General features: G+C 71.1%; 24 protein-coding genes and 1 tRNA gene. 14 read left to right on the top strand and 11 right to left on the bottom strand.

From position 1 onward, the window contains the following. The first annotated feature begins 96 nt into the window (after positions 1 to 96). Both ACIOD2_RS11955 and ACIOD2_RS11950 read left to right on the top strand, forming a co-directional pair. Positions 97 to 735: a DUF998 domain-containing protein gene (locus ACIOD2_RS11955; RefSeq protein WP_400536839.1), complete on the top strand. Its 639-nt coding sequence runs from the start codon at positions 97 to 99 to the stop codon at positions 733 to 735. 29 nt (positions 736 to 764) lie between these two features. Then, complete coding sequence (locus tag ACIOD2_RS11950) at positions 765 to 1,562, top strand: alpha/beta fold hydrolase (RefSeq protein WP_400536837.1); 798 nt, start codon at positions 765 to 767, stop codon at positions 1,560 to 1,562. Here the strand turns inward: ACIOD2_RS11950 and ACIOD2_RS11945 are convergent. Next, on the bottom strand, positions 1,559 to 1,990 hold the full coding sequence (locus ACIOD2_RS11945) for a hypothetical protein (protein ID WP_400536835.1): 432 nt from the start codon (positions 1,988 to 1,990) through the stop codon (positions 1,559 to 1,561). The genes ACIOD2_RS11950 and ACIOD2_RS11945 overlap by 4 nt on opposite strands. 57 nt (positions 1,991 to 2,047) lie before the next feature. Between ACIOD2_RS11945 and ACIOD2_RS11940 the strand changes: the two genes are divergently transcribed. Further along, positions 2,048 to 2,569, top strand: coding sequence for an O-acetyl-ADP-ribose deacetylase (locus ACIOD2_RS11940; RefSeq protein ID WP_400536833.1), 522 nt, complete (start codon positions 2,048 to 2,050; stop codon positions 2,567 to 2,569). Positions 2,570 to 2,598: 29 nt separating this feature from the next. Then, positions 2,599 to 3,246, top strand: a complete 648-nt coding sequence (locus ACIOD2_RS11935) for an HAD family hydrolase (RefSeq protein ID WP_400536831.1) — start codon at positions 2,599 to 2,601, stop codon at positions 3,244 to 3,246. Here the strand turns inward: ACIOD2_RS11935 and ACIOD2_RS11930 are convergent. Next, entirely contained in the window at positions 3,236 to 3,703 is a 468-nt protein-coding gene (locus ACIOD2_RS11930) for an NUDIX domain-containing protein (protein ID WP_400536829.1), read from the bottom strand. The genes ACIOD2_RS11935 and ACIOD2_RS11930 overlap by 11 nt on opposite strands. A gap of 132 nt (positions 3,704 to 3,835) precedes the next feature. Here ACIOD2_RS11930 and ACIOD2_RS11925 point away from each other — a divergent pair, with 132 nt between their 5' ends. Next, positions 3,836 to 4,291, top strand: a complete 456-nt coding sequence (locus ACIOD2_RS11925; RefSeq protein WP_400536827.1) for a DoxX family protein — start codon at positions 3,836 to 3,838, stop codon at positions 4,289 to 4,291. A gap of 21 nt (positions 4,292 to 4,312) precedes the next feature. Here the strand turns inward: ACIOD2_RS11925 and ACIOD2_RS11920 are convergent, their stop codons facing one another. From ACIOD2_RS11920 to ACIOD2_RS11900, 5 genes are all read right to left on the bottom strand, one after another. Next, positions 4,313 to 4,915: a GTP-binding protein gene (locus tag ACIOD2_RS11920; protein WP_400536825.1), complete on the bottom strand. Its 603-nt coding sequence runs from the start codon at positions 4,913 to 4,915 to the stop codon at positions 4,313 to 4,315. Continuing rightward, positions 4,896 to 5,267, bottom strand: a complete 372-nt coding sequence (locus tag ACIOD2_RS11915) for a DUF742 domain-containing protein (RefSeq protein ID WP_247056937.1) — start codon at positions 5,265 to 5,267, stop codon at positions 4,896 to 4,898. Before ACIOD2_RS11915 ends, ACIOD2_RS11920 begins: the two co-directional genes overlap by 20 nt. Further along, positions 5,264 to 5,683, bottom strand: coding sequence for a roadblock/LC7 domain-containing protein (locus ACIOD2_RS11910; RefSeq protein ID WP_284745731.1), 420 nt, complete (start codon positions 5,681 to 5,683; stop codon positions 5,264 to 5,266). Before ACIOD2_RS11910 ends, ACIOD2_RS11915 begins: the two co-directional genes overlap by 4 nt. Further along, positions 5,683 to 8,223 carry a nitrate- and nitrite sensing domain-containing protein gene (locus ACIOD2_RS11905; RefSeq protein ID WP_400536822.1) on the bottom strand — a complete coding sequence of 847 codons (2,541 nt, stop codon included), beginning with the start codon at positions 8,221 to 8,223 and terminating at the stop codon, positions 5,683 to 5,685. The genes ACIOD2_RS11910 and ACIOD2_RS11905 overlap by 1 nt, the downstream gene beginning before the upstream one ends. Positions 8,224 to 8,924: 701 nt before the next feature. Next, the gene (locus ACIOD2_RS11900; protein WP_400536820.1) at positions 8,925 to 9,581 is read right to left on the bottom strand and encodes a transcriptional regulator; all 657 of its coding nucleotides are present in this window, start codon (positions 9,579 to 9,581) and stop codon (positions 8,925 to 8,927) included. Between the two features lie 172 nt (positions 9,582 to 9,753). Between ACIOD2_RS11900 and ACIOD2_RS11895 the strand changes: the two genes are divergently transcribed. After that, on the top strand, positions 9,754 to 11,610 hold the full coding sequence (locus ACIOD2_RS11895) for an AMP-dependent synthetase/ligase (RefSeq protein ID WP_400536818.1): 1,857 nt from the start codon (positions 9,754 to 9,756) through the stop codon (positions 11,608 to 11,610). A gap of 70 nt (positions 11,611 to 11,680) precedes the next feature. Here the strand turns inward: ACIOD2_RS11895 and ACIOD2_RS11890 are convergent, their stop codons facing one another. Beyond that, positions 11,681 to 12,580, bottom strand: coding sequence for an SDR family NAD(P)-dependent oxidoreductase (locus tag ACIOD2_RS11890; RefSeq protein WP_400536816.1), 900 nt, complete (start codon positions 12,578 to 12,580; stop codon positions 11,681 to 11,683). A gap of 385 nt (positions 12,581 to 12,965) precedes the next feature. Here ACIOD2_RS11890 and ACIOD2_RS11885 point away from each other — a divergent pair, with 385 nt between their 5' ends. Together ACIOD2_RS11885 and ACIOD2_RS11880 are read left to right on the top strand one after the other, a co-directional pair. Continuing rightward, positions 12,966 to 14,174, top strand: coding sequence for an MFS transporter (locus tag ACIOD2_RS11885; protein ID WP_400536814.1), 1,209 nt, complete (start codon positions 12,966 to 12,968; stop codon positions 14,172 to 14,174). Between the two features lie 365 nt (positions 14,175 to 14,539). Next, positions 14,540 to 15,940, top strand: coding sequence for a GGDEF domain-containing protein (locus ACIOD2_RS11880; protein WP_400536812.1), 1,401 nt, complete (start codon positions 14,540 to 14,542; stop codon positions 15,938 to 15,940). Positions 15,941 to 16,224: 284 nt separating this feature from the next. Here ACIOD2_RS11880 and ACIOD2_RS11875 read toward each other — a convergent pair whose 3' ends face one another. Then, positions 16,225 to 17,025, bottom strand: a complete 801-nt coding sequence (locus tag ACIOD2_RS11875; protein ID WP_400536810.1) for a hypothetical protein — start codon at positions 17,023 to 17,025, stop codon at positions 16,225 to 16,227. 154 nt (positions 17,026 to 17,179) lie between these two features. On the opposite strand from ACIOD2_RS11875, the gene ACIOD2_RS11870 reads away from it, so the two are divergent. From ACIOD2_RS11870 to ACIOD2_RS11860, 3 genes are all read left to right on the top strand, one after another. Then, a complete protein-coding gene (locus tag ACIOD2_RS11870; protein WP_400536808.1) occupies positions 17,180 to 19,333 on the top strand; it encodes a phospholipase in 2,154 nt (717 codons plus the stop codon). A gap of 319 nt (positions 19,334 to 19,652) precedes the next feature. After that, the gene (locus ACIOD2_RS11865; protein ID WP_400536806.1) at positions 19,653 to 21,308 is read left to right on the top strand and encodes an LCP family protein; all 1,656 of its coding nucleotides are present in this window, start codon (positions 19,653 to 19,655) and stop codon (positions 21,306 to 21,308) included. A gap of 202 nt (positions 21,309 to 21,510) precedes the next feature. Then, positions 21,511 to 21,981 (top strand): helix-turn-helix domain-containing protein, encoded by a 471-nt coding sequence (locus tag ACIOD2_RS11860; RefSeq protein WP_326958311.1) that lies wholly within the window; start codon positions 21,511 to 21,513, stop codon positions 21,979 to 21,981. A gap of 68 nt (positions 21,982 to 22,049) precedes the next feature. On the opposite strand, the gene ACIOD2_RS11855 is transcribed toward ACIOD2_RS11860, so the two are convergent. Further along, positions 22,050 to 23,507, bottom strand: a complete 1,458-nt coding sequence (locus tag ACIOD2_RS11855) for a flavin-containing monooxygenase (protein ID WP_400536803.1) — start codon at positions 23,505 to 23,507, stop codon at positions 22,050 to 22,052. A gap of 116 nt (positions 23,508 to 23,623) precedes the next feature. Here ACIOD2_RS11855 and ACIOD2_RS11850 point away from each other — a divergent pair, with 116 nt between their 5' ends. Then, positions 23,624 to 24,181, top strand: a complete 558-nt coding sequence (locus ACIOD2_RS11850; protein WP_400538002.1) for a TetR/AcrR family transcriptional regulator — start codon at positions 23,624 to 23,626, stop codon at positions 24,179 to 24,181. 217 nt (positions 24,182 to 24,398) lie between these two features. Beyond that, entirely contained in the window at positions 24,399 to 24,848 is a 450-nt protein-coding gene (locus tag ACIOD2_RS11845; RefSeq protein WP_400538000.1) for a hypothetical protein, read from the top strand. 3 nt (positions 24,849 to 24,851) lie between these two features. Here ACIOD2_RS11845 and ACIOD2_RS11840 read toward each other — a convergent pair whose 3' ends face one another. Continuing rightward, a complete protein-coding gene (locus tag ACIOD2_RS11840; RefSeq protein ID WP_247056962.1) occupies positions 24,852 to 25,073 on the bottom strand; it encodes a DUF3618 domain-containing protein in 222 nt (73 codons plus the stop codon). Between the two features lie 121 nt (positions 25,074 to 25,194). Here ACIOD2_RS11840 and ACIOD2_RS11835 point away from each other — a divergent pair. Next, positions 25,195 to 25,268: transfer RNA gene (locus tag ACIOD2_RS11835), tRNA-Leu, on the top strand. The last annotated feature ends 24 nt before the right edge of the window (positions 25,269 to 25,292 follow it).

Here is a 25,292-nt window from a genome sequence, read left to right as displayed (position 1 = left end):
TCAGGCCGCCTCGATCCCGGGGCGGCCTCTCTCCGGCGTCACCGACATATTTTTTTGTCTTGACGGTTTTTACACTCGGATGCCAGGCTGTGCGGCATGACCACGACACTCGGCCCCGCTCGCACCGCCTCCGCGTCCGGCACCCGCGCCCTGCTCGCCTGCGGTGTCCTCGCCGGGCCCGTCTTCGTCCTGACCGGCTTGGTCCAGGGCCTGACGCGGGCCGGCTTCGACCTCACGCGGCACCCGGCGAGCCTGCTGTCGGACGGCTCGCTCGGCTTCATCCAGATCACGAACTTCGTGGTCAGCGGCCTGCTGACGCTGGCGGCCGCCGCCGGGATCAGACGGTCGCTGCCCGGCCGGTGGGGGCCGGGACTGCTCGCGGTCTACGGCGTCAGCCTGATCTGCGCCGGCGTCTTCCGGGCCGACCCCCAGGACGGCTTCCCGCTCGGCACGCCCGCCGGGCCGCCGGCGTCGGTGAGCTGGCACGGCACGCTGCACTTCGTCAGCGGCGGCATCGGCTTCCTCTGCCTGGTCGCGGCGTGCTTCGTCATCGGCTCGCAGCTCGGCCGCGGGCGGGCCTGGTACTCGCGGATCAGCGGCTTGCTTTTCCTCATCGGCTTCGCGGGCGTAGCGTCCGGTTCGACGAGCCCGGCCGTGACGCTCGGCTTCTGGGCGGCCGTCATCGTCGCCTGGACCTGGCTCGCGACCACCTCGGCCCACCTGACGCGGCGCTGAAACCCCCTACCGGACAAGGAGAAGTTCCCATGAGCACGACGGTTTCCGCCGACGGCACCAAGATCGCCTACACCCGCGCCGGCACCGGCCCCGCACTCGTCCTGGTGGACGGCGCGATGTGCTACCGCGGCTCGTCGCCCAACGACGACCTGGCGAAGGAGCTGGCCGCGCACTTCACGGTGTACACCTACGACCGGCGTGGCCGCGGCGAGAGCACGGACACCGCGCCGTACACGGTCGAGCGGGAGGTCGAGGACCTCGACGCGCTGGTCGAGGAAGCGGGCGGCTCGGCGCTGCTGTTCGGCATTTCGTCGGGTGCGGCGCTGGCGCTGGAGGCGGTGGACCGCGGGCTGCCGGTGACGAAGCTGGCGCTGTACGAGCCGCCGTTCATCCTCGACCACACCCGCACGCCGGTGAAGCCCGACTACGCGACCCGGCTCGACGAGGCCGTGGCGGCGGGCAAGCGCGGCAAGGCGGTCAAGATGTTCATGACGGAAGGCGTCGGCCTCGGTGGCGTGACGGTCGCGCTGATGCGGATCATGCCGTTCTGGTCGAAGCTCAAGCGCGTGGCCCACACGATCCCGTACGACACGGCGGTGGTCGGCGACCACCAGTCGGGCAACCCGCTGCCACCGGCGGCGTGGCCGGAGGTGAAGATCCCGACACTGGCCGTCGACGGCGGCAAGAGCCCGGAGTGGATGCGCAACGGGGTGGCATCGCTGGCTCAAGCTCTCCCGTCGGCGCGACACGAGACGCTGCCGGGCCAGACGCACATCGTGAAGGCGGCGGCCTTGGCCCCGGTGCTGACGGCGTTCTTCCGCAGCTAAGGGAGCACCCGCGCCCAGACGGGGAACGGCGGCGGCTCTGGCTCGTCCACTCCGTCCGGCGCGTCTTCCAGCTCATTCCAGAGAACGGCGCCCGGATGCGGGTCGGCGAGGAACGCGTCGACGATCGGCGTCAGGTCGCCGGCCAGCCGGTACGAGCCTCCGAAGGGCAACACCTCCGGGGCACGCGAGGAGACCGAACACCGGAGCGCCCCGACCTGCTCGTCGTGCCAGACGTAGAGGGTCACGCCGGTCAGACGGCCGGCGAGCACCTCGGTGACCGCTTCGAACGCGGCAACGACCTCCCCGGTGGGCACGGCGACCGGGCCGGCGCTCGGCGACCACGTGTTGTGCCGCGCTTCCGCGACGGGATCCGCGGGCTCCACCAGGAAATCCTCGGCGCCCAGCTCGGCGATCCACGTCAGCAGCACGCCGGGAGTCTGCCACCGCCGCGATTACCGGTGGACAACCCCGGGAACATGGTCACCATGAGCCCGTCCATCCGGATCGTCGAGGCCGACATCACCACCCTCGACGTCGACGTCGTGGTCAACGCCGCCAACTCCTCCCTGCTCGGCGGGGGCGGGGTCGACGGGGCGATCCACCGGAAGGGCGGGCCCGAGATCCTCGCCGCGTGCCGGAAGCTGCGGGCCGGGCACTACGGGCGCGGGCTCAAGACCGGGCAAGCCGTCGCCACCATCGCCGGGAAGCTGCCCGCGAAGTGGGTCGTGCACACCGTCGGGCCGGTGTGGTCCGCTTCCGAGGACCGGTCCGGGCTCCTCGCCGACTGCCACCGGAATTCGCTGAAGGTCGCCGACGAGCTGCAAGCCAAGACCGTCGCCTTCCCGGCCATCTCCACCGGGATCTACCGGTGGCCGCTGGAGTCTGCGGCCGAGATTGCGCTGGCCACCGTCACCACGACCGGCACCGACGTCGAGGAAATCGTCTTCGCGCTCCGCGGCGACGAAGCCATGCGGGCCTTTCGCGCGCGTCACAACTCCCTTGCCTGAGCGATCACCGACCAGGCAGGGTGCAGGGCGTGCCCACCCGCGCCCTGGTCTTCGACTTCGACGGCACGCTCGCCGACACCGAGTCCGCCGTTCTCCGCACCTGGCAGGAGACCTTCCGCGACCACGGGGCCGAGCTGCCGCTGGAAGCCTGGTACGCCGTCATCGGCACCCAGCACACCACGCCCGCGATGTTCGCCCTGCTCACCGAACAGGTGCCCGGCGTCGACACCGAGGCGCTGCGCCCGGTCACCAAGGCCCGGGTCTTCGAGCTCCTCGAAACGCTCGGGCCGCGTGACGGCGTCCTCGATTACCTCGAGGCCGCGCGGGGGCACGGCCTGAAGCTGGCCGTCGCGTCCAGCTCGTCCGGGGCCTGGGTGAACCCGCACCTCGAACGGCTCGGCATCGCGGGCTACTTCGACGCCGTCTGCACCGGTGACCGGCACGCCGCCAAGCCCCGGCCGGACCTCTACCTCGCCGCGCTCGACGCGCTCGGCACCAGCGCCGGGGAGACCATCGCCTTCGAGGACACCCCGCACGGCGTGACCTCGGCCAAGGCCGCCGGGCTGACCTGCGTCGCGGTGCCCAACGCGATCACCGAAAGCCTCGACTTCGGGGCCGCCGATGTCGTGCTGCCGTCCTTCACGGCCAAGCCGCTCGAGGCGCTACTCAGCCGTTGAGCAGCGCCGTCAGCCGGTCGAGGAACGGCAGCTGGCCCTTGAGCAGCTTCTCGCGGGCGGCGTCCAGCCCGAACCACTCCACCCGGTCCAGCTCGGGGAACTCCTGCTGCTTCCCGGAACGCGGTGGCCACTCCATGCTGAACGTCCCGGGCACGACGGCCGCCGGGTCGAGGTCGGCCTCGACCGCCCAAGCCGTGACGACCTTGCCACCCGACTGCTTCACCTCGCCCAGCTCGGCGTAGTCACCGTCGGGCGCGGGCAGGCCCAGCTCCTCTTCGAACTCGCGCCGCGCCGCCTTCTCCGGTGGCTCGTCCGGGTCGAGCTCGCCCTTGGGCAGCGACCACGCGGCCGCGTCCTTCTTCGCCCAGAACGGCCCGCCCATGTGCCCGAGCAGCACTTCGACGTCCTCGCCGCGCCCGCGGAAGAGCAGGAGCCCGGCACTGCGTTTGCCCGCCATCCGCCCAGTCTGCCGGGCCGCCGGGCCCACCGGAGAACCCGGTCGAGGTTTTCTCGAGGCATTGTCGATCCGCGAGGAGCCCACTCGACGCTTCAGCACCAGGGAAGAACGTCACCAGAGGAAGGCCCGGCCATGAACACGATCGCCACCGCCACCGAGACCACCCCGTCCCAGACCGCGACCGCGCGCACCCGGTTCAGCCCGCTGACCAGCGCGGTCATCTCCGCCAGCCGGATCGTGATCTCGTTCCTGTTCGGCTTCCACGGCCTTCAGGGATTCGGGTTCTTCGGCGGGATCGACGGCCACGGCGGCGGCGCCCCGTTCGGTTCGTTCCCCGGCTGGTGGGGCAGCGCGCTCGAGCTGCTCGGCGCCGTCCTGCTGCTGGTCGGGCTGGCCAGCCGGCCCGCGGCGCTGCTGCTGTCCGGCGTGATGGCCTACGCCTACTTCACCGTGCACGCCCCGATGGGCCTGCTGCCGCTGCAGAACATGGGCGAGCCCGCCGCGGTCTACTCCTGGGTCTTCCTGCTCTTCGCCGTCGTCGGCCCGGGCGCGTTCGCGCTCGACACGCTCGTCAAGCGACGCCGCTGAGGGACCGCGGACGCGGTCCGATCAGTAGCCGCCTTGGGCGGCCGCCAGGTCGGACCGCGCCATCACGTGTTCCATCAGGCTGGTCAGCACCTGCTTCGTCGACTCCCGCTCCCGCGCGTCGCACAGCAGCAGCGGGACGTCCATGCCGACGTCGAGCGCCTGGCGGACCTCCTCGGTGCCGTAGCGGTACCCGCCGTCGAAGCAGTTCACGCCGACGACGAACGGCAGGTTGCGCCGCTCGAAGAAGTCGACCGCCGCGAAGCAGCTGTCCAGCCGCCGGGTGTCGGCCAGCACGACGGCGCCGAGCGCGCCCTCCGCCAGCTCGTCCCACATGAACCAGAACCGGTCCTGCCCGGGCGTGCCGAACAGGTACAGGATCAGGTCGGGGTTGATCGTGATGCGGCCGAAGTCGAGCGCGACCGTCGTGGTGGTCTTCTGCTCGATGCCCGATAGGTCGTCGACGCCCTCGGACGCGGTGGTGATGACTTCCTCGGTGCGCAACGGCGGCACTTCGCTCACCGAACCGACCATCGTGGTCTTGCCGACTCCGAAGCCGCCGGCGATCAGTACCTTGACCGCGGTCGCGGTCAGGTTCCGCCGGGGCTCAGAGTTTCCGGATGCCATCAAGAACCGCCTGGAGTACGTGTTTGTTGGGAGTTTCGTTGACCGGCGCCGCGGTACGGAACAGCACCAGGTTCTGCTCGATGAGATCGCTCAACATCACCTTCACCACGGGCAACGGCAGGTCGACCCGCGCGGCGACCTCGGCCACCGACACCGGCCGCTGGCACAGCGCGACGATCCGCGCGTACTCCGGTTCGAGCATGCCCGCTTCGTGCGCCGTGCGCAGCGCGACGACCAGGGTGATGAGGTCGAGCCCCAGCGTGTCCGACCGCGTGCGCCCACCCGTGACGGCGTAGGACCGGACCAGTGGGCCGGCCTCGTCGTCGAACCAGGCTTCGTGCTTGGCACTCATGGCGACGTGGGCAGTACGCCGGCACCGGTCCGCGGCGCGGAGGTGAGCACTTGGCCGACCCGCTTCACCATCAGGTTCATTTCGTAGGCCACGAGGCCCATGTCCGCGTCCTCGCGGGCGAGCAGGGCCAGGCAGGCACCCCGTCCGGCCGCCGTCACGAACAGGAACGCGTGGTCCATCTCGACCATCGTCTGGCGGACGTTGCCGCCGCCGAAGTGCCGTCCGGTACCGCGCGCCAGGCTCTGGAACGCCGAAGCCACCGCCGAAAGGTGCTCGGCGTCCTCCTCGGAGAGGTTCCCGGACCTCCCGATGAGCAGGCCGTCCGAGGACAGGACCACCGCGCGGTCCGCCCCGGCGACCCGCTTGACGAGGTCGTCCAGCAGCCAGTCGAGCTCACTGACGCCTGAGTTGGCCATTACTCGCGCTCTCCGTACGTGTCGTCGTTCTCGGCTGGTTCCTCGTCGCGGCCCCGGCGGGTGCCCTGCTGGAAGGCGGACAACCGGCTGCGGGCTGCCTCCGGGGAGTCCAGCCGAACCTCTTCGCGCTCCTGCTGTGCCGGCCTATCTTCCCGCAACTGGGGAACCAGGCTCTGCTGGCGTCGCCGTTGCGGCAACGGCGGGCGGCCGGGTGCCTCCGGACGCCGCGGCTGCTGCGGCCGGGACTCCGACACCGCGGGCCGGGGCTCCGGCCGGGGCTCCTGCGGCGGCCACACCGGCTGCTGCGCGGCCGGGCGGGCCGGGCGCGAGCCGCGGACCGGGGGCGCGGGCGGGCGGACCGCGGCGGCCGGCTGGGCCTGGGTCGGCTGGCTGGCCGGCTGGCTCACCGGCTGGACCTGCGTGGGCTGGCTGACCGGCTCGGAGACGGTCCCGACCGGCGTCGGCGCGGACGACGGCTGGGCCGGGGCGGGCGCGAGCACCGGGGCCGGCTGCGTGGGCATCGGCGGCGCGGCGGACGGCTCGGTGCGGTGGCGAGCCGGGCGGCGCGGCTGCCGCCGCAGCTGCCTGACCTCGTCGTTCGGCAGCTCCCCGTCGGCCGGGTTCGGCACGAGCTCCGGCTTCGGCGGGGTGATCGGCTGCTCCGGCTCGAGCTCGGTGAGCGGGGCGAGCAGGTCGGTGCGGACCAGGACGATGGCCCGGGTGCCGCCGTAGGCCGACTCGCGCAGGTGCACCTGGATGCCGTGGCGGGCGGCCAGCCGGCCGACCACGAACAGGCCGAGGCGCGGCTCGTCGGACAGCGCCATGATGCCGAAGTCCGGCGGGTCGGACAGCAGCGTGTTGATCTCTTCGGTCTGGTCCGGCTCGAGCCCGAGGCCCTGGTCCTCGACCTCGATCACGACGCCCTTGCCGACCACGTTGCCGCGGACCTCGACCCGCGACTGGGGCGGCGAGAACGACGTCGCGTTGTCGATCAGCTCGGCCAGCAGGTGCACGAGGTCGCCGACGACCGGGCCGCGGATGGCGATCTGCGGCAGCGCCGCCGTCTTCACCCTGGCGAAGTCCTCGGTCTCGGCGGACGCGCCGCGGACCACCTCGGCCAGCCCGACCGGGTTGCGCCACTGCCGTCCCGGCTGCCCGCCGCCGAGGATGATCAGGTTCTCGGCGTTGCGGCGGGCGCGGGTGGAGAGGTGGTCCAGCTGGAACAGCGTGTCCAGCTGCTCCGGGTCCTCCTGCTTGCGCTCGGCCTGGTCGAGCACCTTGAGCTGGCGGTGCACGATGACCTGGCTGCGGTGCGCGATGTTGAGGAACACCGTCTTGGTGCCCTCCCGGGTCTTGGCCTCGTCGATGGCGGCCGCGATGGCCGTCTGCTGCGCCTTGTTGAACGCGTCGGCGACCTGGCCGATCTCGTCCGTGCCGTGGTCGAGGAAGTGCCCGCCCTCTTCGAGGTCGACGGGCTCACCCGCCTGGACCCTGGCGACCAGTTCGGGCAGCCGGACCTCGGCCGCGTCGAGGGTGTCCTCCCGCAGCCGGTGCAGCCGGCCGATGAGCCGGTTCGACAGCCGGACGGCGACGAAGACGACGAAGACCGCGAACAGCACCGCGATCACACCGGCGATCAGCGACTCGGTGAACGTCGAGTCGGCGTCGTTGATCGCGGCCTGGCTGGCGTTCGAGCTCTGCAGGACGAAGATGCCCGACAGGGCGTCACCGACCTGCCGCGCCGCGGTGCGCCACTGGTCCTGCGGCACCGGCAGCTTGGTCAGGTCGCCGCGCAGGAACGCGGTCTCGACCTGGTTCACGATCTGCCACGGCTGGCTCGCCAGCAGCTGGTCGTACTTGGCCTTGACGTCGGGGATCATCTTCGGCGCCGACGCGTCGAGCTGCGCGTGGTAGGCACCGACCTGGCCGACGTAGGTGCGGAAGTCGTCGTTCGTCAGCCCGCCCGCGGCCAGCCCCGCGGCGGCGAGCGCGTCACTGCGCTGCATCGCCTCCGCGGCGGTGAACATCGGGATGGCGGTCAGCCGGTCGAACGCGTTCTGCGCACCACGCGCGTTCTGCGCCAGCCCGGCCAGGCCGTCGGTGAACTGGTCGATGATCTTGTTGTAGAAGGTGAAGGCCTGGCTGATCTGGATCTGGCCGCTGTCGACCGCCTGGCGGGTCTGCGGCAGCTGCTGGTAGAGCGCGAAGAACGTGGCGATGTTCTTCTGCACGCTCGGCGGGGTGTCGTCGTAGCCCGCGAAGCTGTCCTTGAGGTACTCGATCGTCTTCGCGGCGTTCTGGTCCGTCTTCGGGCGGACGGCCGCGAGCACCGCGCGCTGGTTGCCCTGCCCCGCGAGGAGGCTCAGGGTCGCCAGGCGCTCCTGCTGCAGCGCGCCGAAGAACGGGATCGACGGAGCTTCCGAACCCCGGATCCGGTTCACGTAGTCACGGCCCGTGACGGCGTCGTAAATCAGGTAACCTGCGAGTGCCACGCCGACGAGCAACAGCGCGACACTGGGGATGAGCGCGATCGTGAGCACGCGCTTCCGAATCGAGGATCCCCGGTTGCGTCGAAGAGAAATCTGCTTCACCTGGGTCCGTTTTCCTTCCGGCAGTACATGGTTTCGGGTCGCCCGAGGCGGTCAACACCCGGATTCCGACCAGCCGGATCAACATCACCGTGGTCTGCTTCGCCCGCGACGACGTTAGGCAGCCCTTCAGGGCACGTCAAGTCCGTGGCGATAACGTGATCTTGGAAACGGTGACCCATCCACACTCGCTGCCTGCGCTTGGAAAGTCCACCACCGAAAGTCGTGAGGTTCGTCCCAGGGCGGCTTCTCTTTCACGCCACGGGTGCACGCTGGTACCGGTGCCGGTCGAACCGGCCGCCGACCTGGGGGTCGCTACGTACGGCGGCGCCGAATCGTTCGGTGAGAAACATCACGGGTACGACACAGCCGGGCCTCGCCACCCCTTCGTCCGGGCCGGACGGCTCCCGGAAAGCGGAAATGCGCACGATTCCCGGCCGGCACCACGGATTCACCGGAGGGCGGGCCGGAATTCCCACCATTCCGCGAAGTGGGCGTTCAGCGGGTCTCCGCTAGCGCCGGAACCGGTTCCGGAACACGCTGGTCCGAATGGAATAGCGCGCCGTCGAAGAATTCGATTACCGGCCTCCGGGGCCCGACAGCCGGGAGACGCTGCCGTCGGCGCCGGAAGTCCTTGCCCGCCAAGGGAATCCTCAGCCCGGGAACTCGTCGGCGAGGGTGTTCCAGAACTGCAGCTCGTAGCTCTGGAAGAGCCGGGCGTAGAGCAGCGCCTCGTGGACGTCGAGCCGGTGCGCGTCGATGCCGGCCTGGATCGCGGCGAGCGCCTGCTCCTCGATCTCCGGGACGTCCGCGGCGAAGAAGTCGAAGAACGCGCAGGCCGCGTCGTCGAAGCCGTAGTGCGCCCGCATGCCGGCCGCGACGTCCGCGCAGTACCGGCCGAAGGCGGAGAAGTTGGCGAAGATCCCGGCGACGGCCGCCGACGACTCGCCGTTCAGCGCCAGCCACGCCACGTAGGCCGGGTACGCCTGGCAGCCCGCGCGCGGGCGCTCTTCCCCGTGGTCTGGACCAGCCGCGGCGATCAGCGCGTCCAGCATCAGGTTGGCCTGCTGCTCCCCCGGCGCGAGACCGCCGAAGAACGTGCGCGCGTTCGGCTCGTCGGCCCGCGCGGCCAGCGCGTGGAAGCTCCGCCAATCACTGAGCGTGATCCGTTTCTCCTCCGCGGCGAGCGCGGCGAACACCCGCCGCGGCGCCCGGCCGGCGGTGATCAGCGGCACCAGCCGGTTGTCGTCGTCGCGGGACGCGAGCTCGGACTGGATCTGGTCGAGCAGTTCGCGAGCCTGTCGGGTCATCACCCCATTCAACCGACTTTCGGGTGCGGCCGCCCGAGTGCATTGTGGACGGTCGTGAGGAGCTGACCGGCCGAAACCGGATGAAGGAGACATTTGACCTGGCCGCGATTCTCTATCCACCAGCCTGCGAAGCCCCTAAAGTGTGGCCATCCGGACCACCAGGAGGCCAGTGTTGACCACCCCGTCCGTCGCCGAGCAGGCCGAAGGTCAGACGATCCCGCGCCTGTTGCACCGCAACGCGGTCGACTATCCCGACCTGCCGGCGATCACCTCGCTCGACATCGAGGGGCAGCCGACGCTCAGCTGGCTGGAGTTCCGCACCGCCATCGCCGAGGTGTCCCGCGGCCTGGCCGGGCTCGGCCTCGCCCGGGGCGACCGGATGCTGATCATGGCGCCCGGCTGCCCGGACCACATCGTCGCCGACCTCGCCGCGACGCACCTGTCCGCGATCCCGTGCACCGCCTACGCCACGCTCAGCCCGGACCAGATCCGGTTCGTCGCGCGGCACAGCGCGGCGCCGGTCGTGATCCTCGGCGGCGAGACCGAGCTGGCCCGCTGGCGGCCGGTCCTCGACGACCTCCCGGCGCTGCGCCACATCGTCGTGATGGACGCCGAAGCGATCCCGGACGGCGACGACCGGTTCGTCTCGCTGGCCGACCTCCGGGCACGCGGCCGGGAAGCGCTTGCCGCCGACCCCGAGGCGTTCGAACAGTCGTGGCAGGGCATCCAGCCGGACGACCCGCTGTCGATGATCTACACCTCGGGCACCACCGGTGACCCGAAGGGCGTCGTGCTGTCGCACCGCAACGCGATCCACCAGGCGTACGCGGTGACGGTGCTGCACAACCCGCCGATGCACGCGACGAACATCGCGTACCTGCCGCTCGCGCACATCGCCGAGCGGGAGCTGTCGGTCTACCTGCCGATCGTCTGGGCCGGGCACGTGCACACGCTCGCCGACCCGTCCGGCGTGGTCGGCGCGCTCGGCAAGGTGCACCCGCAGAGCTTCTTCGGCGTCCCGCGCGTCTGGGAGAAGATGGTCGCCGGGCTGAAGAACATGCTCGGCGGCGTGCCGGAGGACCGCCGCACGGCGCTGCTCGCGGCGAACGAGCTGCTGCAGAAGGGCTACAAGCTGCGCAGTGCCGGGCAGCCGGTGCCGCCGGAGCTGGCCGAGCAGATCGCGCAGACCGACGCGGCCGCCCTCGCCCCCGTCCGCGCGCTGCTCGGGCTGGACAAGGTGCTCGTCGCCTCCAGCGGCGCGGCCGCGCTGCCGGTGGAGATCATCTACTTCCTGGCCGGCCTCGGCATCGAGATCTCCGAGGTCTGGGGCCTGTCGGAGACGACCGGGGCGGCGACGTCGAACTCCGGCGCCGCGTTCCGCGCCGGCACGGTCGGCAAGCCGCTCGCCGACATCGACGTCCGCGTCGCCGAAGACGGCGAGCTCCTGGTCCGCGGCCCGATCGTCTTCCTCGGTTACCTGCAGGAGGACGGCACGATCGCCGACGCCACCGACGCCGAGGGCTGGTACGCCACCGGCGACATCGGCACGATCGACGAAGACGGCTTCGTGACGATCACCGACCGCAAGAAGGAACTGATCATCACCTCGAGCGGCAAGAACATCGCCCCGACGCGGATCGAAGGGCTGCTCAAGGAGCACCCGCTGATCGGCCAGGCCGTCGCGATCGGCGACGACCGGCCGTACGTCACGGCGCTGATCGTCCTCGACGACGAGATCGCCCCGGGCTGGGCCGCCGCGAACGGCGTCGACGCCAAGCCCGAGGAGCTGGCCGAGCACCCGGCGGTCCGCGCGGAGCTGGAGCGCGCGGTCGAGTCGGCCAACAGCAGGCTGGCGCGGATCGAGCAGATCAAGCGCTACCACGTGCTCCCGAAGGCGTGGACGCCCGAGTCCGGCGAGCTGACCCCGACGCTGAAGCTCAAGCGCCGGATCATCAACGACCGCTACTCGACCGACATCGAAGCGCTCTACGCGGCCGTCCGGGACCCGGCCCCCACCGCCGGCTCCTGACCGCCGAAGGGCGTCACTTTCACGTGAAAGTGACGCCCCCAGGTGGTCACTTTCACGTGAAAGTGACGCCTCAGGCGGTGCGGGGCGAGGTGGTGTCGGTCCACTTGCGCAGGCGCGGCGGGACGCGCTTCTCCAGGCCGTAGTTCTCCAGGTGGGCGCTGAAGACCTCGTCGAACGCCTTCTGCACCGTCTCGGTGTCCCAGACCGGGCGCTCGAGGATCGGCTGCTTGAGGAACGGCTGGCCCATGACGTGCAGCTGCGGGCCGTTGCAGCGGATCATCTGGCCGGTGATGCCGTGCGAACCCTCGCCGAGCAGGAACAGCACCACCGGCGCGATCCGCGACGGCGTGCGGTCCGGCGGGCAGGCGCGCAGGGAGCGTTCGGACTTCCAGACCATCCGGGTGTGCGCGAGCGGGCAGACGGCGTTGACGCGGATGCCGACGTCCTCGAGGTCCAGGGCCCACGAGTAGGTCAGGGACGCGACCGCGCCCTTGCTCGCCGCGTACACGCCGAGCTTGCGCTGGCCGAGCGAGGCACCGGAGGAGATGTTGACGATCGAGCCGCCGGTGCCCGCGTCGACCATCGCCTTGATCGCGGCCAGGCCGGTGTTGACGACGCCCAGGACGTTCACCTGGACCAGCTCGCGGGCCTGGTCGGCGTCGTCCTCCCAGGGCAGGGCCTCGTAGTTCAGGCCGGCGTTGTTGACCAGGCCGTCGATCCCGCCGAACTCCTTGACGCACAGGTCGACGATCTCCTGCGCCTCGCCCGCCTCGGCCACGCTGTGACCGCTGGCCACCGCCCGGCCGCCGTGGTCCCGGATGTTCTGCGCCGTCCGCTCGGCGAGCTCGACGTCGACGTCGTTGACGACCACCGACCCGCCCGCCCGTGCGACGTGCACCGCGAACGCCTCGCCCAGCCCCCGCCCGGCGCCGGTCACCACGACCGCCTTGCCCTGCATCAAGTCGTCCATCGTCATCTCCCCGATCTGCGGCGCCGTCGGCGCGGCGGCCCGTCCACCCCGGCCGGTCCTGAGTCCAGTCTTGGCCCGTTCGGCCCAACGGGGCATCGCCACGACGACGAACGGCCGCCGCCTTGCGCCGAACGAGTCGGGTTCGATCAGTCCGGAGATACCCGCGCACCGGTCAAAGCCACCGTCCGTCGCCGGTCAGGCGGCGTAACCCGATCGGCTCAAGGGTGCAGTAGTACGTCGTTCCCCGTACATCGGCGCGTAGTCGGCGGCATACTGTTAGTGCTGCCGGAGGCCGTGAATGTGACGCCCCCGGACCGGGTCGTCACTGGCGAGGCACAATGCGGGGCGGTCCATATTCACTCGATCGGGGGACGGTGGTGACGAGGTGACGACCCGTGCGACACCCCGGCTCCGGGCCGTCCTGGCCAACCGGGAGTTCCGCGCGCTGTGGTTCGCGGAGACGCAGTCGATGCTGGGCGACCAGCTCACCATCGTCGCGCTGGCCATCCTCGTGTTCGACCGGACCGGGTCGCCGCTGCTCTCGGCCATCGTCTACTCGCTGACGTTCCTGCCCGCGCTCGCCGGCGGCCTGGGCCTGTCCCAGCTCGCCGACCGCTTCCCGCGGCGGGCGGTGCTGGCCGCCGGGTCGCTCGCGCAGGCCGTGCTGATCGGGCTGATGGCCATCCCGGGTATGCCGATGGCGTGGCTGTTCGTGCTGTTCGTCCTCGCCCGGCTGGCGAACGCGCCGGGCAACGCCGCGCAGAACGCGCTGGGCCGGGAGATCTTCACCGACGACGACGTCTACCTGCAGAGCCAGGACCTGCGCGGGATCACCAACAACACGGCCATGCTGGGCGGCCTCGCCGTCGGCGGCCTGCTGGTGACGACGATCGGCACGTCGTGGGCCCTGGCGATCGACGCGCTGACGTTCCTGGTGGCCGCGGCCGCTGTGCAGCTGCTGGTGCTCCGGCGCGCGGCGGCCGGGGACGGGGGCGCCCCGTGGTTCGGCGCCGTCCGGCAGGTTTTCGGCGACGAACGGCTGCGGGTGCTGCTCTACCTGTCCTGGCTGGTCGGCCTGGCGGTGATCCCGGAGGGCCTCGCCGCGCCGCTCGCGGCGCAGCTGGGCGAGGGTGACCAGGCCGTCGGCTGGCTGCTGGCCGCCGACCCGCTGGGGTTCGTGCTCGGCACGTTCCTGCTGTCGCGGTACGTCTCGACGGAACACCGCCGGAAGCTGCTGGGAGTGCTGGCCGCGCTGCCGCTGGCCGCGCTGGCGGCCTTCGCGCTGCGGCCGGGCCTGGTGCTCGCGCTGGTCCTGCTCGCGCTGGCCGGCGCGACGGGTGCGTACGTCATCACGGTGTCGGCCACGTTCATCACGTGGGTCCCCAACGACATCCGCGGCAGCGCCGGCGGGCTGTACCGGACCGGGCTGCGGGTCGCCCAGGGGGTGGGCGTGGGGATCGGCGGGCTGGTCGCGCAGTGGGCCGGCTCCGCGAACGCCACGATCGCGCTCGCCGGTGCGGTGGGCCTGCTGCTGGCCGTCCCGGTCGCGCTCGCCTGGCGCCGGGTCGGCGGGACGGAAGCCCGCCCGTCGTGACTCGAGGGTGCAAGGACCGGGGTTCAGAGGTCACGGTTCGCCATCGGAAGCCACCTCTCCGTGAAGTCAAGATCGTGAATGGGATTCGCACTCGTCACAGGTCGCGGTTGCGCACAGGAGCCACCTCTCGTAGTAATCAAGGGACGACAATTCGCCGACGCATCAGAGATCGCGGTTGCTCAACGGTGCCACCTCCGTGTGGGGAGCCTGAAGATGCCTTTGGTCCACGTTCCCGGCAGTTCCGCCGAGGGCGCGGCAGTTCCGTTGCAGTGGGATGATACCCGGCAGCGGAATGCGTGAACCACTCTGGCAGGTACCGATGAGATTACTCAACACCCCAAGTAGGCTGGAAAGGAGGTGACCAATTGCATCCCGGACCAGACGACGCCGTGACGGGCGGCCGCGGCGCACGACGGCGCGCATCGTCGCGCCGCCAACCGGACCACGCCGCGACCACGGCCGGTGGTCCACCCGGGACGGTCTGGCGCGACCACCCGTACTCGCCCCGCAACTGGGCGCTCTGGCGCCGCCGTCCGCGGGTCGTCGCCTTCATCCTCACCAGCGAGGCGATCGCCCTCGCCGTGCTCGCCGTTTCGCTCACCCGTTCACCGGCACTCGTGCCGCGAGACTGGATCAATTTCGGAATTCTCGCCGCCGGCGCCACCATTCACATCCAGCTGACCCAGCGCCAGGAAGAAAGGCGCCGGAACCGCAAAAAGACGGTCCTCATCGACCTCACCGCGGTGTGGACGTTTTCGGCCGCGCTGATCCTGCCCGCGCCGTTGATTCTCCTGGTCATCTTCGTCATTCGGCTGCAGCACTGGTTCATCGCCCGCCGCCCGGCGCACAACTTCATTTTCTCGTCGATCACGCACGGCCTCGCCGGCGTCCTCGCGCACGTCACGTACACGGCACTCGGGCCGCATTTGCTGGGCACCGGCTGGACCGATTTCCTGTACGAGTTCGGCGCGATCGTCCTCACCGGCGCGATCTACGAGGCGATCCAGATCGTCTACGTCGGCGGGGCGCTCGCGCTCGGCATGTCCTCCGAGCCCACGGTTCGCAACGTCCTCGGCAGCCCGGCCGACAACATGCTCGAAGCGATCACCATCGGCCTCGGCGCGGTGACCGCGATCCTGCTCGCCGTGGTCCCGCCGATGGTGGCGGTGATGGCCGTGGTCACGGTCGTGTTCAATCGCCTCGCCGAACTCGATCAGCTGCAGAACGACGTCCGGACGGATCCGAAAACCGGCATTCTCAACATGCGCGGCTGGTCGGAGACAGCGGAGCGAGCACTGGAACGGACTGCTCGATCGGGTGATCAGCTGGCGCTGCTGATGGTCGATCTCGACCACTTCAAGTGGATTAACGACACCTATGGACATCCGGCGGGTGACGACGTGCTGCGCACTGTTGCGCAAACCCTCGACGAGGTGACCAGACCGAGTGACTCGGTCGGCCGTTTCGGCGGTGAGGAATTCCTCATTCTGCTGCCGGACATCGACGAAGAGGCCACCCGCGACGCGGCCGAGCGCATCCGCATCGCGATCGCGAAGTCACACATCGTGACCACCGACAAGCGCGGCGACCCGGCCACGATCGCCGACCGCACGACCTCGATCGGCGTAGCGCGTTACCCCAGGCACGGCGAGACCCTGGAGCGCCTGCTGCAGGCCGCCGACGCGGCGGTCTACCTGGCGAAGGAGAACGGCCGTGACCAGGTGAGCTTCGCCCCGGACACCCCGGACGAGCTGCCCGCGCCCTGATTCTCGGGCCCCCTCGTCTCAAAGCCGTGAAGGCCACCTTGAGGGACTCTGAGTCCCTCAAGGTGGCCTTCACGGAATGCTCGCCCCCGGCGGCTCGAGCCGCCGGACCGGAAGCTTCGCTCCGGATGAGCGGCCTGTTTCGTGGAGGTCAAGCTCCCCCGGCGAATCGCAAGCCGCGCCCTGGGCGAGCAGTCTCCTCGCGAAGGCCAGACCGCGAGCCACCGGGGCGAACCGCCTGCCGGCGCCCCCGACCGCCGACTGCACACCGTGGCAAGTCTCGAAGCTCAGGCCTCCAGCCGGACCGTGAGCTGGGCCTTCACCAGCACCTCCGCCGAGGTCCCCGCCCCCGCCGGGCTCAGCCGCAAACGCTCGCCTCGGTAGCCCGCGGACTCCAGCCGCAGCACCCGCGCGCCCCACGCCGGGCGGGGGTGGCACCAGTGGCGGACCGTCCCCGTCCCGGCCGGGTCCTTCGCCAGGATCAGGTACTCGTACCCCAGATCGTCGGTCACCCGGTCGAGGCCGTTCCACCACAGGGCCCGCAGCGTCGGCCCCGCCGTCAGCTCCACCGGCGGGTCCGCGTCGACGTCGACGCGGAACCCGCTCGGCCCCACCCGGATCCCGCGGACCTCGAGGATCGCGCCGCCCCTCGGCGATCCCACCTCGCCCGGCAGCCGGTCGGCGCGGGGCAGCAGCGCGGCGACCGTCAGCTCCGCCGCACGGCGGCCGTCGTCGGCCGAAGCGACCGGCGGGACGCCTCGCAAGAAGTCGCTCAAGGCCCGGTGACCGACCGCCTCCGCCCAAGCCAGCGCCGCGGCACGCAGACCCGGTCCGGCACACAACCGTGCCGCTTCCGGCGGACCGGCGCCGAAGAAGCCCGTCGAGGCCCGGTCGAGCGCGCGCACCTGATCGGCCAGCGCCACGCGCGCGACCTCCGCAGGGCAGCAGCGCGCCAGCGTCCCCGGCTCCACCTTGCGCAGGGCCCGGGCGAGCATCCGGACGTCGGCGTCACGCGGCGTCCGCAGGGACGCGCCGGGAGCGAGCCGGCGCAGCGCGCGCACGGTGTTCTCCACGGGAACCGAGCCCACGTCACGCCTCCTGGTCGCCGCGCCCCCGCCCCGAGTCTCCGCACCGCGGCCCGGCCGCGGAAGGCGAGAACGGGCAGCCGATCGGGCAACCCCCACCGCGCGCCCGGGGGTTAGCCCCGTGTCGGCCCGGCGGCGGGGCTGGCACCCTTGACGCATGCCAGCCCCGACCGAGCCGCCGCGTGTCCGCCGACCCTGGTCGACGTCCGGCTGGCTGCTGCTGGTCCTGCTGGTGGTGTTCGCGTTCGGGCTGATCGCCTCGCGCCCGCCGTCGCCGCCCGACCAGGGCCCGCCCACCGGGGACGTCCTGGCCGCGCAGAACGCGATCGAGGCCCTGGTCCACCCCGGCCCGCACCCGGACGCGCTGGCGTCGCTCCCGAAGGACTTCACCGCGCTCAGCGGCGTCACGCCGGGGTCGATGCCGGCCCGCGACGGCACGGTCCGCGCGGTGCACGTCGACGGCGGCTGCTCGACGCCCTGGGGCGACGACAACACCAAGTGGGACTACGCGGTGCCGTGCAAGGCCCACGACCTCGGCTACGACCTGCTGCGCTACGCCGACCGCAAGGGCCACCCGCTCGGCCCGGAGGTCCGCGAGGCGCTGGACGACCGGCTCTCCTACGACATGCACCACGCCTGCGACCTCAACCCGATGGACTCGGCGGGCACCTGCGGGGTCGTCGCGTCCTTCTACTCGGCCGGGCTGGTCGTCAACTCCTGGCACCAGCGGTGGGGCCCGCCGGTCGGCGACCCGATCGGCCCGATGGTCGCCGGGGTGCTGGTGATCGCCTGCCTGCTGGTCTTCCGGCTGCGCGGCTGGCTGTACGCCCGCCGCGCGATGCCGCTGCCGCGCCCCGCGCCGGTACCCGCGTCGGTCAGCCGCTGGGCGCTGCTCGGTGCTTGCGGTGTCGTCCTCCTGCTGCTCGGCGAGTCCGTGACGGCGCTCGCGGACTGGGCCGGCGCGCCCGAACCGGCCCTGTGGCCGCTGACCTGGCTCGCCCAGCTCACGCCGTTGATCTTCTTCGCCGGCGGGCACGCAAACGCGGCCGGCTGGCGCACCGAGCAGGAGTCGGGCGGCGGCTACCGCCACTACCTGGCCGAACGCGCCAGCCCGCTGCTGCGCCCGGCGCTGATCTTCGCCGTCGTCGCGCTGCTGACGCCGCTCGCGCTCGAGCTGCTCGGCATCCCGGCGGGCACCACCGCCACGGTGATGCGGATCGCGCTGCACCCGCTCTGGCTGCTCGGGGTCTACCTGCTGACGATCGTCTGCGCGCCGCCGCTGCTGGCGCTGCACCGCCGGGCCCCGGTGGCGGCCGCGGCCGGCCTGCTCGTGCTGGTCGTCGGCGGCGAACTGGCCGCGAGCTGGGCGGGCTCGCCGCTGCCCCGCTACGCGGCGACGTTCGCTCTCGCGCTCCTCGCCCAGCAACTCGCCTTCGCGCACGCTGACGGCGTACGGCCGTCTCGACGTCTTCTCGGCTTCGCGGCCTTCGCCGGTGTCGCGGGCCTCGCGGCGGTCAGCGTCGTCCGGGGCGGGCCGCCGGTGCTGCTCGGCAGCCCGGGCGCCCCGGCCGCGTTCTCCGCGCCGCCGTGGGGTGTGCTGCTGCTCGGCCTGGTCCAGCTCGGCCTGCTCGGGTTGCTGGCGGGCCCGCTGGTCCGGCTCGGCTCGCGGCCTCGTGTCGTCCGGGCGTGCCGGTTCGTCCTGCGCGCGCCGATGAGCCTGTACCTGGCGTTCCTCGCGGCGATGCTGCTGCTGGTGGCCGTCGTCTACCTGCCCGGCCGGATCGCCGACGGACTGACCTGGCTGGTCCGGCCGCGCACGCTGGTCGCGGTCGGCCTGCTCGCGGTCCCGGGCGCGCTGGTGTTCTGGTGGTTCGAGCGGCACGCCCACGGCGACGGCCGCCCGCGCGCGGCGGAGCACCCCGGCCGCCGGACGGCGGTGCTGACCAGGGCCGCGGCCGCGCTCGGCATCGGCTACGCGACGCTCGGGGTGTTCGGCTTCGCCCTCACGCGCTTCGGCGGCGTCGCGGCGGACGCGGACATCCTCGGCCTGCGGCTCGACCCGATCCAGAGCCTGGTGCACCTGCTGCTGGGGGTCTTCCTGCTGCACACGATCCGCATCGGCGCGAGCGCGGCGACGGGCACCTGGCTGGCCACGGCCCTGGCGTGCGCACCGTCCCTGCTCTTCGCGGCCGACGGCGGAACCCCGGGCCTGCTGGGCGTGACCCTCCACGCGGCGACGGCGGTGTTCGCCCTCCTCGCGGCGGCCGGCACCCTCCTGCCCGCCCGCAGCGCCGCCAACGCGGCCCCCTGAGGGGCGAGCTTTCGCCAGGAAAGGTGCGTCCGCGGACCCCGGAGACGCATCTTTCCCAGCGAAAGCTGGGCCCGGCGTTCACTCGTTCGTGGGATCTCCGGCACCCGGATGCGAAGCCGGTTCGCGGCGAGCGCCGCGGCCTCCGGCGAGCGCGGTGCCCTGACCAGGCGAAACCGGCGGCCGTGCGGGAAAATGGGTGGTGCACGCCACATCCACAGGGGGATGTGTAACGCTACGGCAACCAGGGGAAGGCACCATGCGTCCCATCCTGTAGCCCCACCGGTTAGCACCGTCGATCGAGCAGTGAGGAGTCGCCCGCGTGGATCACCCGCCTCGGAACGGGCAAGGCGGCCGCCGCCCCGCTCGGCCCTGGCAGGACGAGCCCGGCCGGGCCGACGCCCGGCGCGGCACCCCGCCGCCGCGCCGTCCCGCACCTCGCCGTGAGCCGGTGGACGCACGCCGCATCGAGCCGCAGCGCCGGCCGCCGGCGCGGGCGCGCCGCAACTCCTTCCGGGGCGCGAAGATCGCGCTGACCGTCGTCTCGCTGCTGGTGATGGGCCTGACCGGCTACGCGTGGGCCGCGATGCAGGGCCTGGTCAACGGGCTGAACTACGCGAACGTGATCAGCGACGGCGGTGGTGGCGACAAGCCCGCCGACGGCGCCCGCGACATCCTCCTGGTCGGCCTGGACAGCCGCACCGACGCCCAGGGCAACCCCCTGTCGCGCGAGGTGCTCGACGAGCTGCGGGCCGGCGAGTCCGACGGCGAGCTCAACACCGACTCGCTGATCTTCGTGCACATCCCGAACGACGGCAGCAAGGCCGTCGCGATCTCGCTGCCGCGCGACACCTACGTCGACATCCCCGGCGGCTACGGCAAGCACAAGATCAACTCGGCGTACGCCCGCGCGATGCTCTCGGCCCGCAAGGACCTGCAGAAGCAGGGCGTGACCGATCCCAAGCAGCTCGACGTCCAGGCCAACCAGGCCGGCGCCAAGGAGCTGATCCAGACCGTCGAGAAGCTCACCGGGTCGACCATCGACAACTACGCCGCGGTCAACCTGCTCGGCTTCAGCGACATCACCAAGGCCGTCGGCGGCGTCGACGTCTGCCTGAACAACACCGTCAAGGACCAGTACTCCGGCGCGAACTTCACCAAGGGCCAGCACACGATCTCCGGCGTCGAGGCGCTCGAGTTCGTCCGCCAGCGCCACGGCCTGCCCAACGGCGACCTCGACCGGGTCGTCCGGCAGCAGGTGTTCATGGCCGGCATGGCGCGCAAGGTGCTCTCGGCGGGCACGCTGACCAACCCGGGCAAGCTCACCGACCTGATCGACGCGATCAAGAAGTCGGTCGTGCTCAACCAGAACTGGGACATCTTCGGGTTCGCCCAGCAGATGAAGGGCCTGACCGGCGGCCAGCTCGAGTTCCGCACCATCCCGGTGAAGAACGTCGACTACAAGACCCCCGAAGACGGCTCGGCCATCCAGGTCGACCCGGCCGAGGTCAAGGACTTCGTCCAGGGTCTCGCCGGGCCGCAGCCGGGCCAGACGACGCCGACCGCCGACCAGGCCGACAGCGCGAACAAGGCGACCACGGTCGACGTCCGCAACGCCTCCGGCAAGACCGGCCTGGCCGCGACCGTCGCCAAGGCCCTCTCGGCCAAGGGCTTCACCTCGGGTGACACGGCGAACTCGACCTCGCGCAAGACCACCGTGATCTGGGTGCCCAAGGGTGGCAAGGACACCGGCCAGAAGGTCGCGGACGCGCTCGGCGGCTCGCCGACGGTCCAGGAGGACAAGAGCGTCCAGGCCGGGCACGTGATGGTGTTCCTCGGCGCCGACTACGAGCCGCCGAGCTCGGCCGACTCGAACGCCGGCTCCAGCGCCGGGGGCGCGACGTCCCAGGCGCCCGCGCCGCCGCCCGCCGACGAGGAAAAGCCGATCACCGCCGAAGGCGTCCCCTGCGTCAACTGAGCAACGGCCCCTGCAAGTTGCACGATCTTGTCATCTGCTGTTAACCCGATCGGCCTAACTCGCGCAATCGGTATCAAAGACATGCCCGAATCCGCGTAATGCGCGGGCACCTGCGCACTTACATACACGTGAGGGTGCACCTGCACGGAAACTGTCACCTCCGTGAAGGTGCCGTGGGAGGAACACGGCAGGGGACATTGATGTGCTGATCGACGCCGAGGACTACCAGCGGATACTCGGGGACGAGCTCCGCAAGCTCAGGCGCAGCCGAGGCTGGACGCGCAAGGAGCTCAACCAGCACCTGCAGAGCGAGATCTCGCTGCAGACGCTGGCCACCTACGAACTGGGCACCAGACAGTGTTCCGTGGTGCGGCTGGTGGAGCTGTGCGTCGCGATGGACGAGCTGCCCCAGGACCTGCTGGCCAAGGTGCACCGCCGGGTCTTCGTCGACGAGCCCGGCCGGGTCCGCGTCGACCTGCGCAAGGTCGTCGCCGACGCCCCGCCCGAGCTGCTCCCCCTGCGCCGCTGGGCCGAAGACCGCCTGCGCACCGCCGGTGACCACGGTCCCGGCGAGGTCGCCCTCGACCTGCCGGCCCTCGAGCGGATGGCGGAGCTGTGCGAGCTGCCGACCGTGGACCTGATCGCCAGCCTCCGCCGCTACGTCTCCCGCTGATCCCCGAAAGCCGTGAAGGGCACCCCCATGGCGGTCAAGGCCATGAGGGTGCCCTTCACGGCAGATCGTCAGCCCACCAGGTAGTCCTCGCGCCGCACCTTCCGCGTGTCCAGCCAGTAGCGCCACGTGAACCCGGGCCAGATCGTCCGGTTGACGCCCTTCGCGTCGAGGTACCAGCTCTTGCAGCCGCCGCGGGTCCAGATGCCCTTCGCGAGCTTGCGCTGGATCTGCGTGTTGAACCGCTCCTGCGCCTCGGGCCTAGGCTCGAGCGCGCGCCCGGCCGCCAGCCGCAGCGCCTCGGCGACGTACGAGATCTGCGCCTCGATCATGAACACCACCGAGTTGTGGCCCAGGCCGGTGTTCGGGCCGAGCAGGAAGAACAGGTTGGGGAACCCGGCGACGGTGATCCCGAGGTGCGTCCGCATCCCCTCGGTCGCCCACTCCTTGCCGAGGTTGCGGCCGTCGCGGCCGACGATCTCCAGGTCGTCGAAGGCGTCGGTGACGTGGAACCCGGTGCCGTAGACGATGGCGTCGACCTCGTGCTCGACCCCGGCCGCGTCGACGACGCTGTGCTCGCGGACCTCCCGGACACCCTCGGTCACGACGTCGACGTTGTCCCGCGCCAGCGCCGGGTAGTAGTCGTTGGAGATGAGCACGCGCTTGCAGCCCATGGTGTAGTCCGGGGTGACCTTGCGGCGCAGCGCCGGGTCCTTGATCGCGCCGTCGATGTTGCGCTTGGCCAGGCGCTGGCCGATCTTCATCACCCACGACTGGCCGTTGAAGCCGATCGCGCGCGCCTCGAGCATCCAGTAGAGCAGGTTGCGGTAGGCGCGCTGGGCCGGCGGGAACGCCTTGAACAGCGCCCGCGCGCGGCCGGACATCTCGTGGTCGCCCTTCGGCATGATCCACGGCGGCGTGCGCTGGAACAGCGTCAGCCGCTCGACGTCCGGCGCGATCTTCGGCACGAACTGGACGGCGCTGGCGCCGGTGCCGATCACCGCGACGCGCTTGCCCGCGAGGTCGACGTCGTGGCGCCAGCGCGCGGAGTGGAACGCCGGCCCGGCGAACGTCTCGATGCCCGGCAGCTCCGGGATCTGCGGGAGGTGCAGCGCCCCGACGCCGGCGACCAGCGCGCCCGCCACGAACTCGTCGCCGCCCCTCGTGGCGACGTGCCAGCGGTTCTCGTCGGCGTCCCAGCGGGCCCCGGTCATCTCCTGGCCGAAGCGGACGAACCGGCGCAGGTCGTGCTTGTCGGCCACCTCGCGCATGTAGCGCCAGATCTCCGGCTGCTGCGAGTAGGCCCGTGACCAGCCCGGGTTCTGCTCGAAGGAGAACGAGTACATGTGCGACGGGATGTCGCAGGCGCACCCCGGGTAGCTGTTGTCGCGCCAGGTGCCGCCGACGTCGTCGGCCTTCTCGAGGATGACGAAGTCGTCGCGCCCCTCCTTGCGCAGCTGGATCGCCATGCCGAGACCGGAGAACCCGGTCCCGACGATGACGACCCCGGTCTCCGTGCGGTTGCCCATGGCACGCCTCCCGATTGCCTGTTACCCGTCGTCCAGCTTACTCAGAGTAGGTTACTACCGGTAGAGTGTTGCCCGTGACCACCGCGAAACGCAAGCGCATGCCCCGGGCCGAGCGGATGCGGCAGATGATCGAGGTCGCCGAGCAGGTGTTTTCGGCGCGCGGCTACGCGGCGGCGTCCATGGACGAGATCGCCGAGCTGGTGGGCGTCTCGAAGCCGATGCTCTACGAGTACTTCAACTCGAAGGAAGGCCTGCTCCTGGCGTGCATCCAGGAGTCGCGGGCGATCCTGCGCGAGGTCACCGAGCAGGCGATGGTCGGCGCGACCAGCGCCGAGGACGCCCTGCGGCGCGGTCTGCTGGCGTTCTTCGTGTTCATCCGGGAGCGGCGCGAGGCGTGGTCATTGCTGCGGCACGAGATGGCGCTGATCGGCACGCCGGCCGCCGACGAGGTCGAAGAAACCCGCCGTCAGCAGACCGACCTCATCGCCGCACTGATGAGCGGATATTTCACCGGAGATGACGAGCTACAGGCCGAGGCGGCCGCGGAATTCGTCGTCGGAGCGTGCGAACGCCTCGCGATCTGGTGCGAGCGCCACGATGAAGTGACCCCCGAAATGGCCACCGAGTACGCGATGGCCGTCCTCTGGGCTGGACTTCGGGGCCGTGCACGGTAATCTGCTCGTGCATTAGGCCATTCGGTCGTTACTCAGCGCACATTGCGCTCCGTGTCTTGTGACACAGAGTTGCTCTACGGTATCGATGACACGGTACAAAGGAATGCTGGACTTGCGCGGCCGTGCACAGGGTGGCGGAAACCACGTCATAGCGACGCGGTGACCGGGTCACGTACGCGTGAGGGTTTTGCCGGAGAGGGAGAGGGGCGTGAGGCAGATGGTGGAAGCGATCACGGCGACGTACGTCCAACAGGACGCCGACTGGGCGATCACGGTCAGCGGCCACGGCAAGGAGCTGACCGCCAGGGCGCCGGGCATCATCGCCGCGCGGGACCGGGCCGACCAGCTGGTCGAGGAGCTCGGCGGGGAGGGCCGGAACACGGTGGTCCACCTGATCAACGGCAGTGCGCTGGACTTCACCAGCACCTACATGACCGCCCGGCTGACGCTCCCGAAGCTCCCGCCGCTCGAGGTCCCGCCGCCCGGCAGTGTGCCGAAGCAGCAGACCGCGGAGAAGGCCGACGAGAAGCCGGCGAAGGCGGTGGAGAAGAAGCCTGCGCTGCCTACGGGCAAGCAGCTGCCGAAGGCGGTCGAGGAGGCTAAGCCGGTGGCCGAGCCCGCCCCCGAGGTCGAGAGCAAGGCTCCGGCCAAGCCGGCTCGCGCCTGAGCGCTACTTGAGGAGCTTGCGCACCAGCAGGGCGAGCACGAGGACGCCCGCGCCGATCAGCGGGTACTTGACCTTGGGGTTGTCCAGCTTGGCGCGCACGCCGTTCTTGGCCGCGTCCGCGAGCTTCTTCGGGTCGGCCTTGACGGTCAGCTGGTCGAGCGTCGCCGCCAGGGCGGTTCGAGCCTGCTCGATCTCACGCTCGATCGTCTCGGGGTCGCGGGCCACGTGTCCTCCTCCGCCGCAAGGGACTGCCGGCGCCAACGTTAGCTGGCCCCCCGCCGGGACCCCGCACCGGCCACGGCCCGGCGTGGCGGACGCCGCAGCACGCTACGCTTCCGGATGCGCAGGGCCCGTAGCCCAATTGGCAGAGGCACACGGTTTAGGTCCGTGCCAGTGAGAGTTCGAGTCTCTCCGGGCCCACTCAGGTTGGTCTGAACTGCGACG

The organism is Amycolatopsis sp. NPDC088138, assembly GCF_044741685.1.
GTDB lineage: Bacteria > Actinomycetota > Actinomycetes > Mycobacteriales > Pseudonocardiaceae > Amycolatopsis.
The sequence above is the reverse complement of the archived record's forward strand: the minus strand, read 5'-3'. Positions and strand labels throughout refer to the sequence as shown.

What these genes read in the sequence shown, in the direction of transcription:
- ACIOD2_RS11955 (WP_400536839.1), top strand. Translation starts at nt 97, where the DNA reads ATGACCACGACACTCGGCCCCGCTCGCACCGCCTCCGCGTCCGGCACC.
- ACIOD2_RS11950 (WP_400536837.1), top strand. Translation starts at nt 765, where the DNA reads ATGAGCACGACGGTTTCCGCCGACGGCACCAAGATCGCCTACACCCGC.
- ACIOD2_RS11940 (WP_400536833.1), top strand. Translation starts at nt 2,048, where the DNA reads ATGAGCCCGTCCATCCGGATCGTCGAGGCCGACATCACCACCCTCGAC.
- ACIOD2_RS11930 (WP_400536829.1), bottom strand. Translation starts at nt 3,703, where the DNA reads ATGGCGGGCAAACGCAGTGCCGGGCTCCTGCTCTTCCGCGGGCGCGGC.
- ACIOD2_RS11925 (WP_400536827.1), top strand. Translation starts at nt 3,836, where the DNA reads ATGAACACGATCGCCACCGCCACCGAGACCACCCCGTCCCAGACCGCG.
- ACIOD2_RS11920 (WP_400536825.1), bottom strand. Translation starts at nt 4,915, where the DNA reads ATGGCATCCGGAAACTCTGAGCCCCGGCGGAACCTGACCGCGACCGCG.
- ACIOD2_RS11915 (WP_247056937.1), bottom strand. Translation starts at nt 5,267, where the DNA reads ATGAGTGCCAAGCACGAAGCCTGGTTCGACGACGAGGCCGGCCCACTG.
- ACIOD2_RS11910 (WP_284745731.1), bottom strand. Translation starts at nt 5,683, where the DNA reads ATGGCCAACTCAGGCGTCAGTGAGCTCGACTGGCTGCTGGACGACCTC.
- ACIOD2_RS11900 (WP_400536820.1), bottom strand. Translation starts at nt 9,581, where the DNA reads ATGACCCGACAGGCTCGCGAACTGCTCGACCAGATCCAGTCCGAGCTC.
- ACIOD2_RS11890 (WP_400536816.1), bottom strand. Translation starts at nt 12,580, where the DNA reads ATGGACGACTTGATGCAGGGCAAGGCGGTCGTGGTGACCGGCGCCGGG.
- ACIOD2_RS11870 (WP_400536808.1), top strand. Translation starts at nt 17,180, where the DNA reads ATGCCAGCCCCGACCGAGCCGCCGCGTGTCCGCCGACCCTGGTCGACG.
- ACIOD2_RS11855 (WP_400536803.1), bottom strand. Translation starts at nt 23,507, where the DNA reads ATGGGCAACCGCACGGAGACCGGGGTCGTCATCGTCGGGACCGGGTTC.
- ACIOD2_RS11850 (WP_400538002.1), top strand. Translation starts at nt 23,624, where the DNA reads ATGCGGCAGATGATCGAGGTCGCCGAGCAGGTGTTTTCGGCGCGCGGC.
- ACIOD2_RS11845 (WP_400538000.1), top strand. Translation starts at nt 24,399, where the DNA reads ATGGTGGAAGCGATCACGGCGACGTACGTCCAACAGGACGCCGACTGG.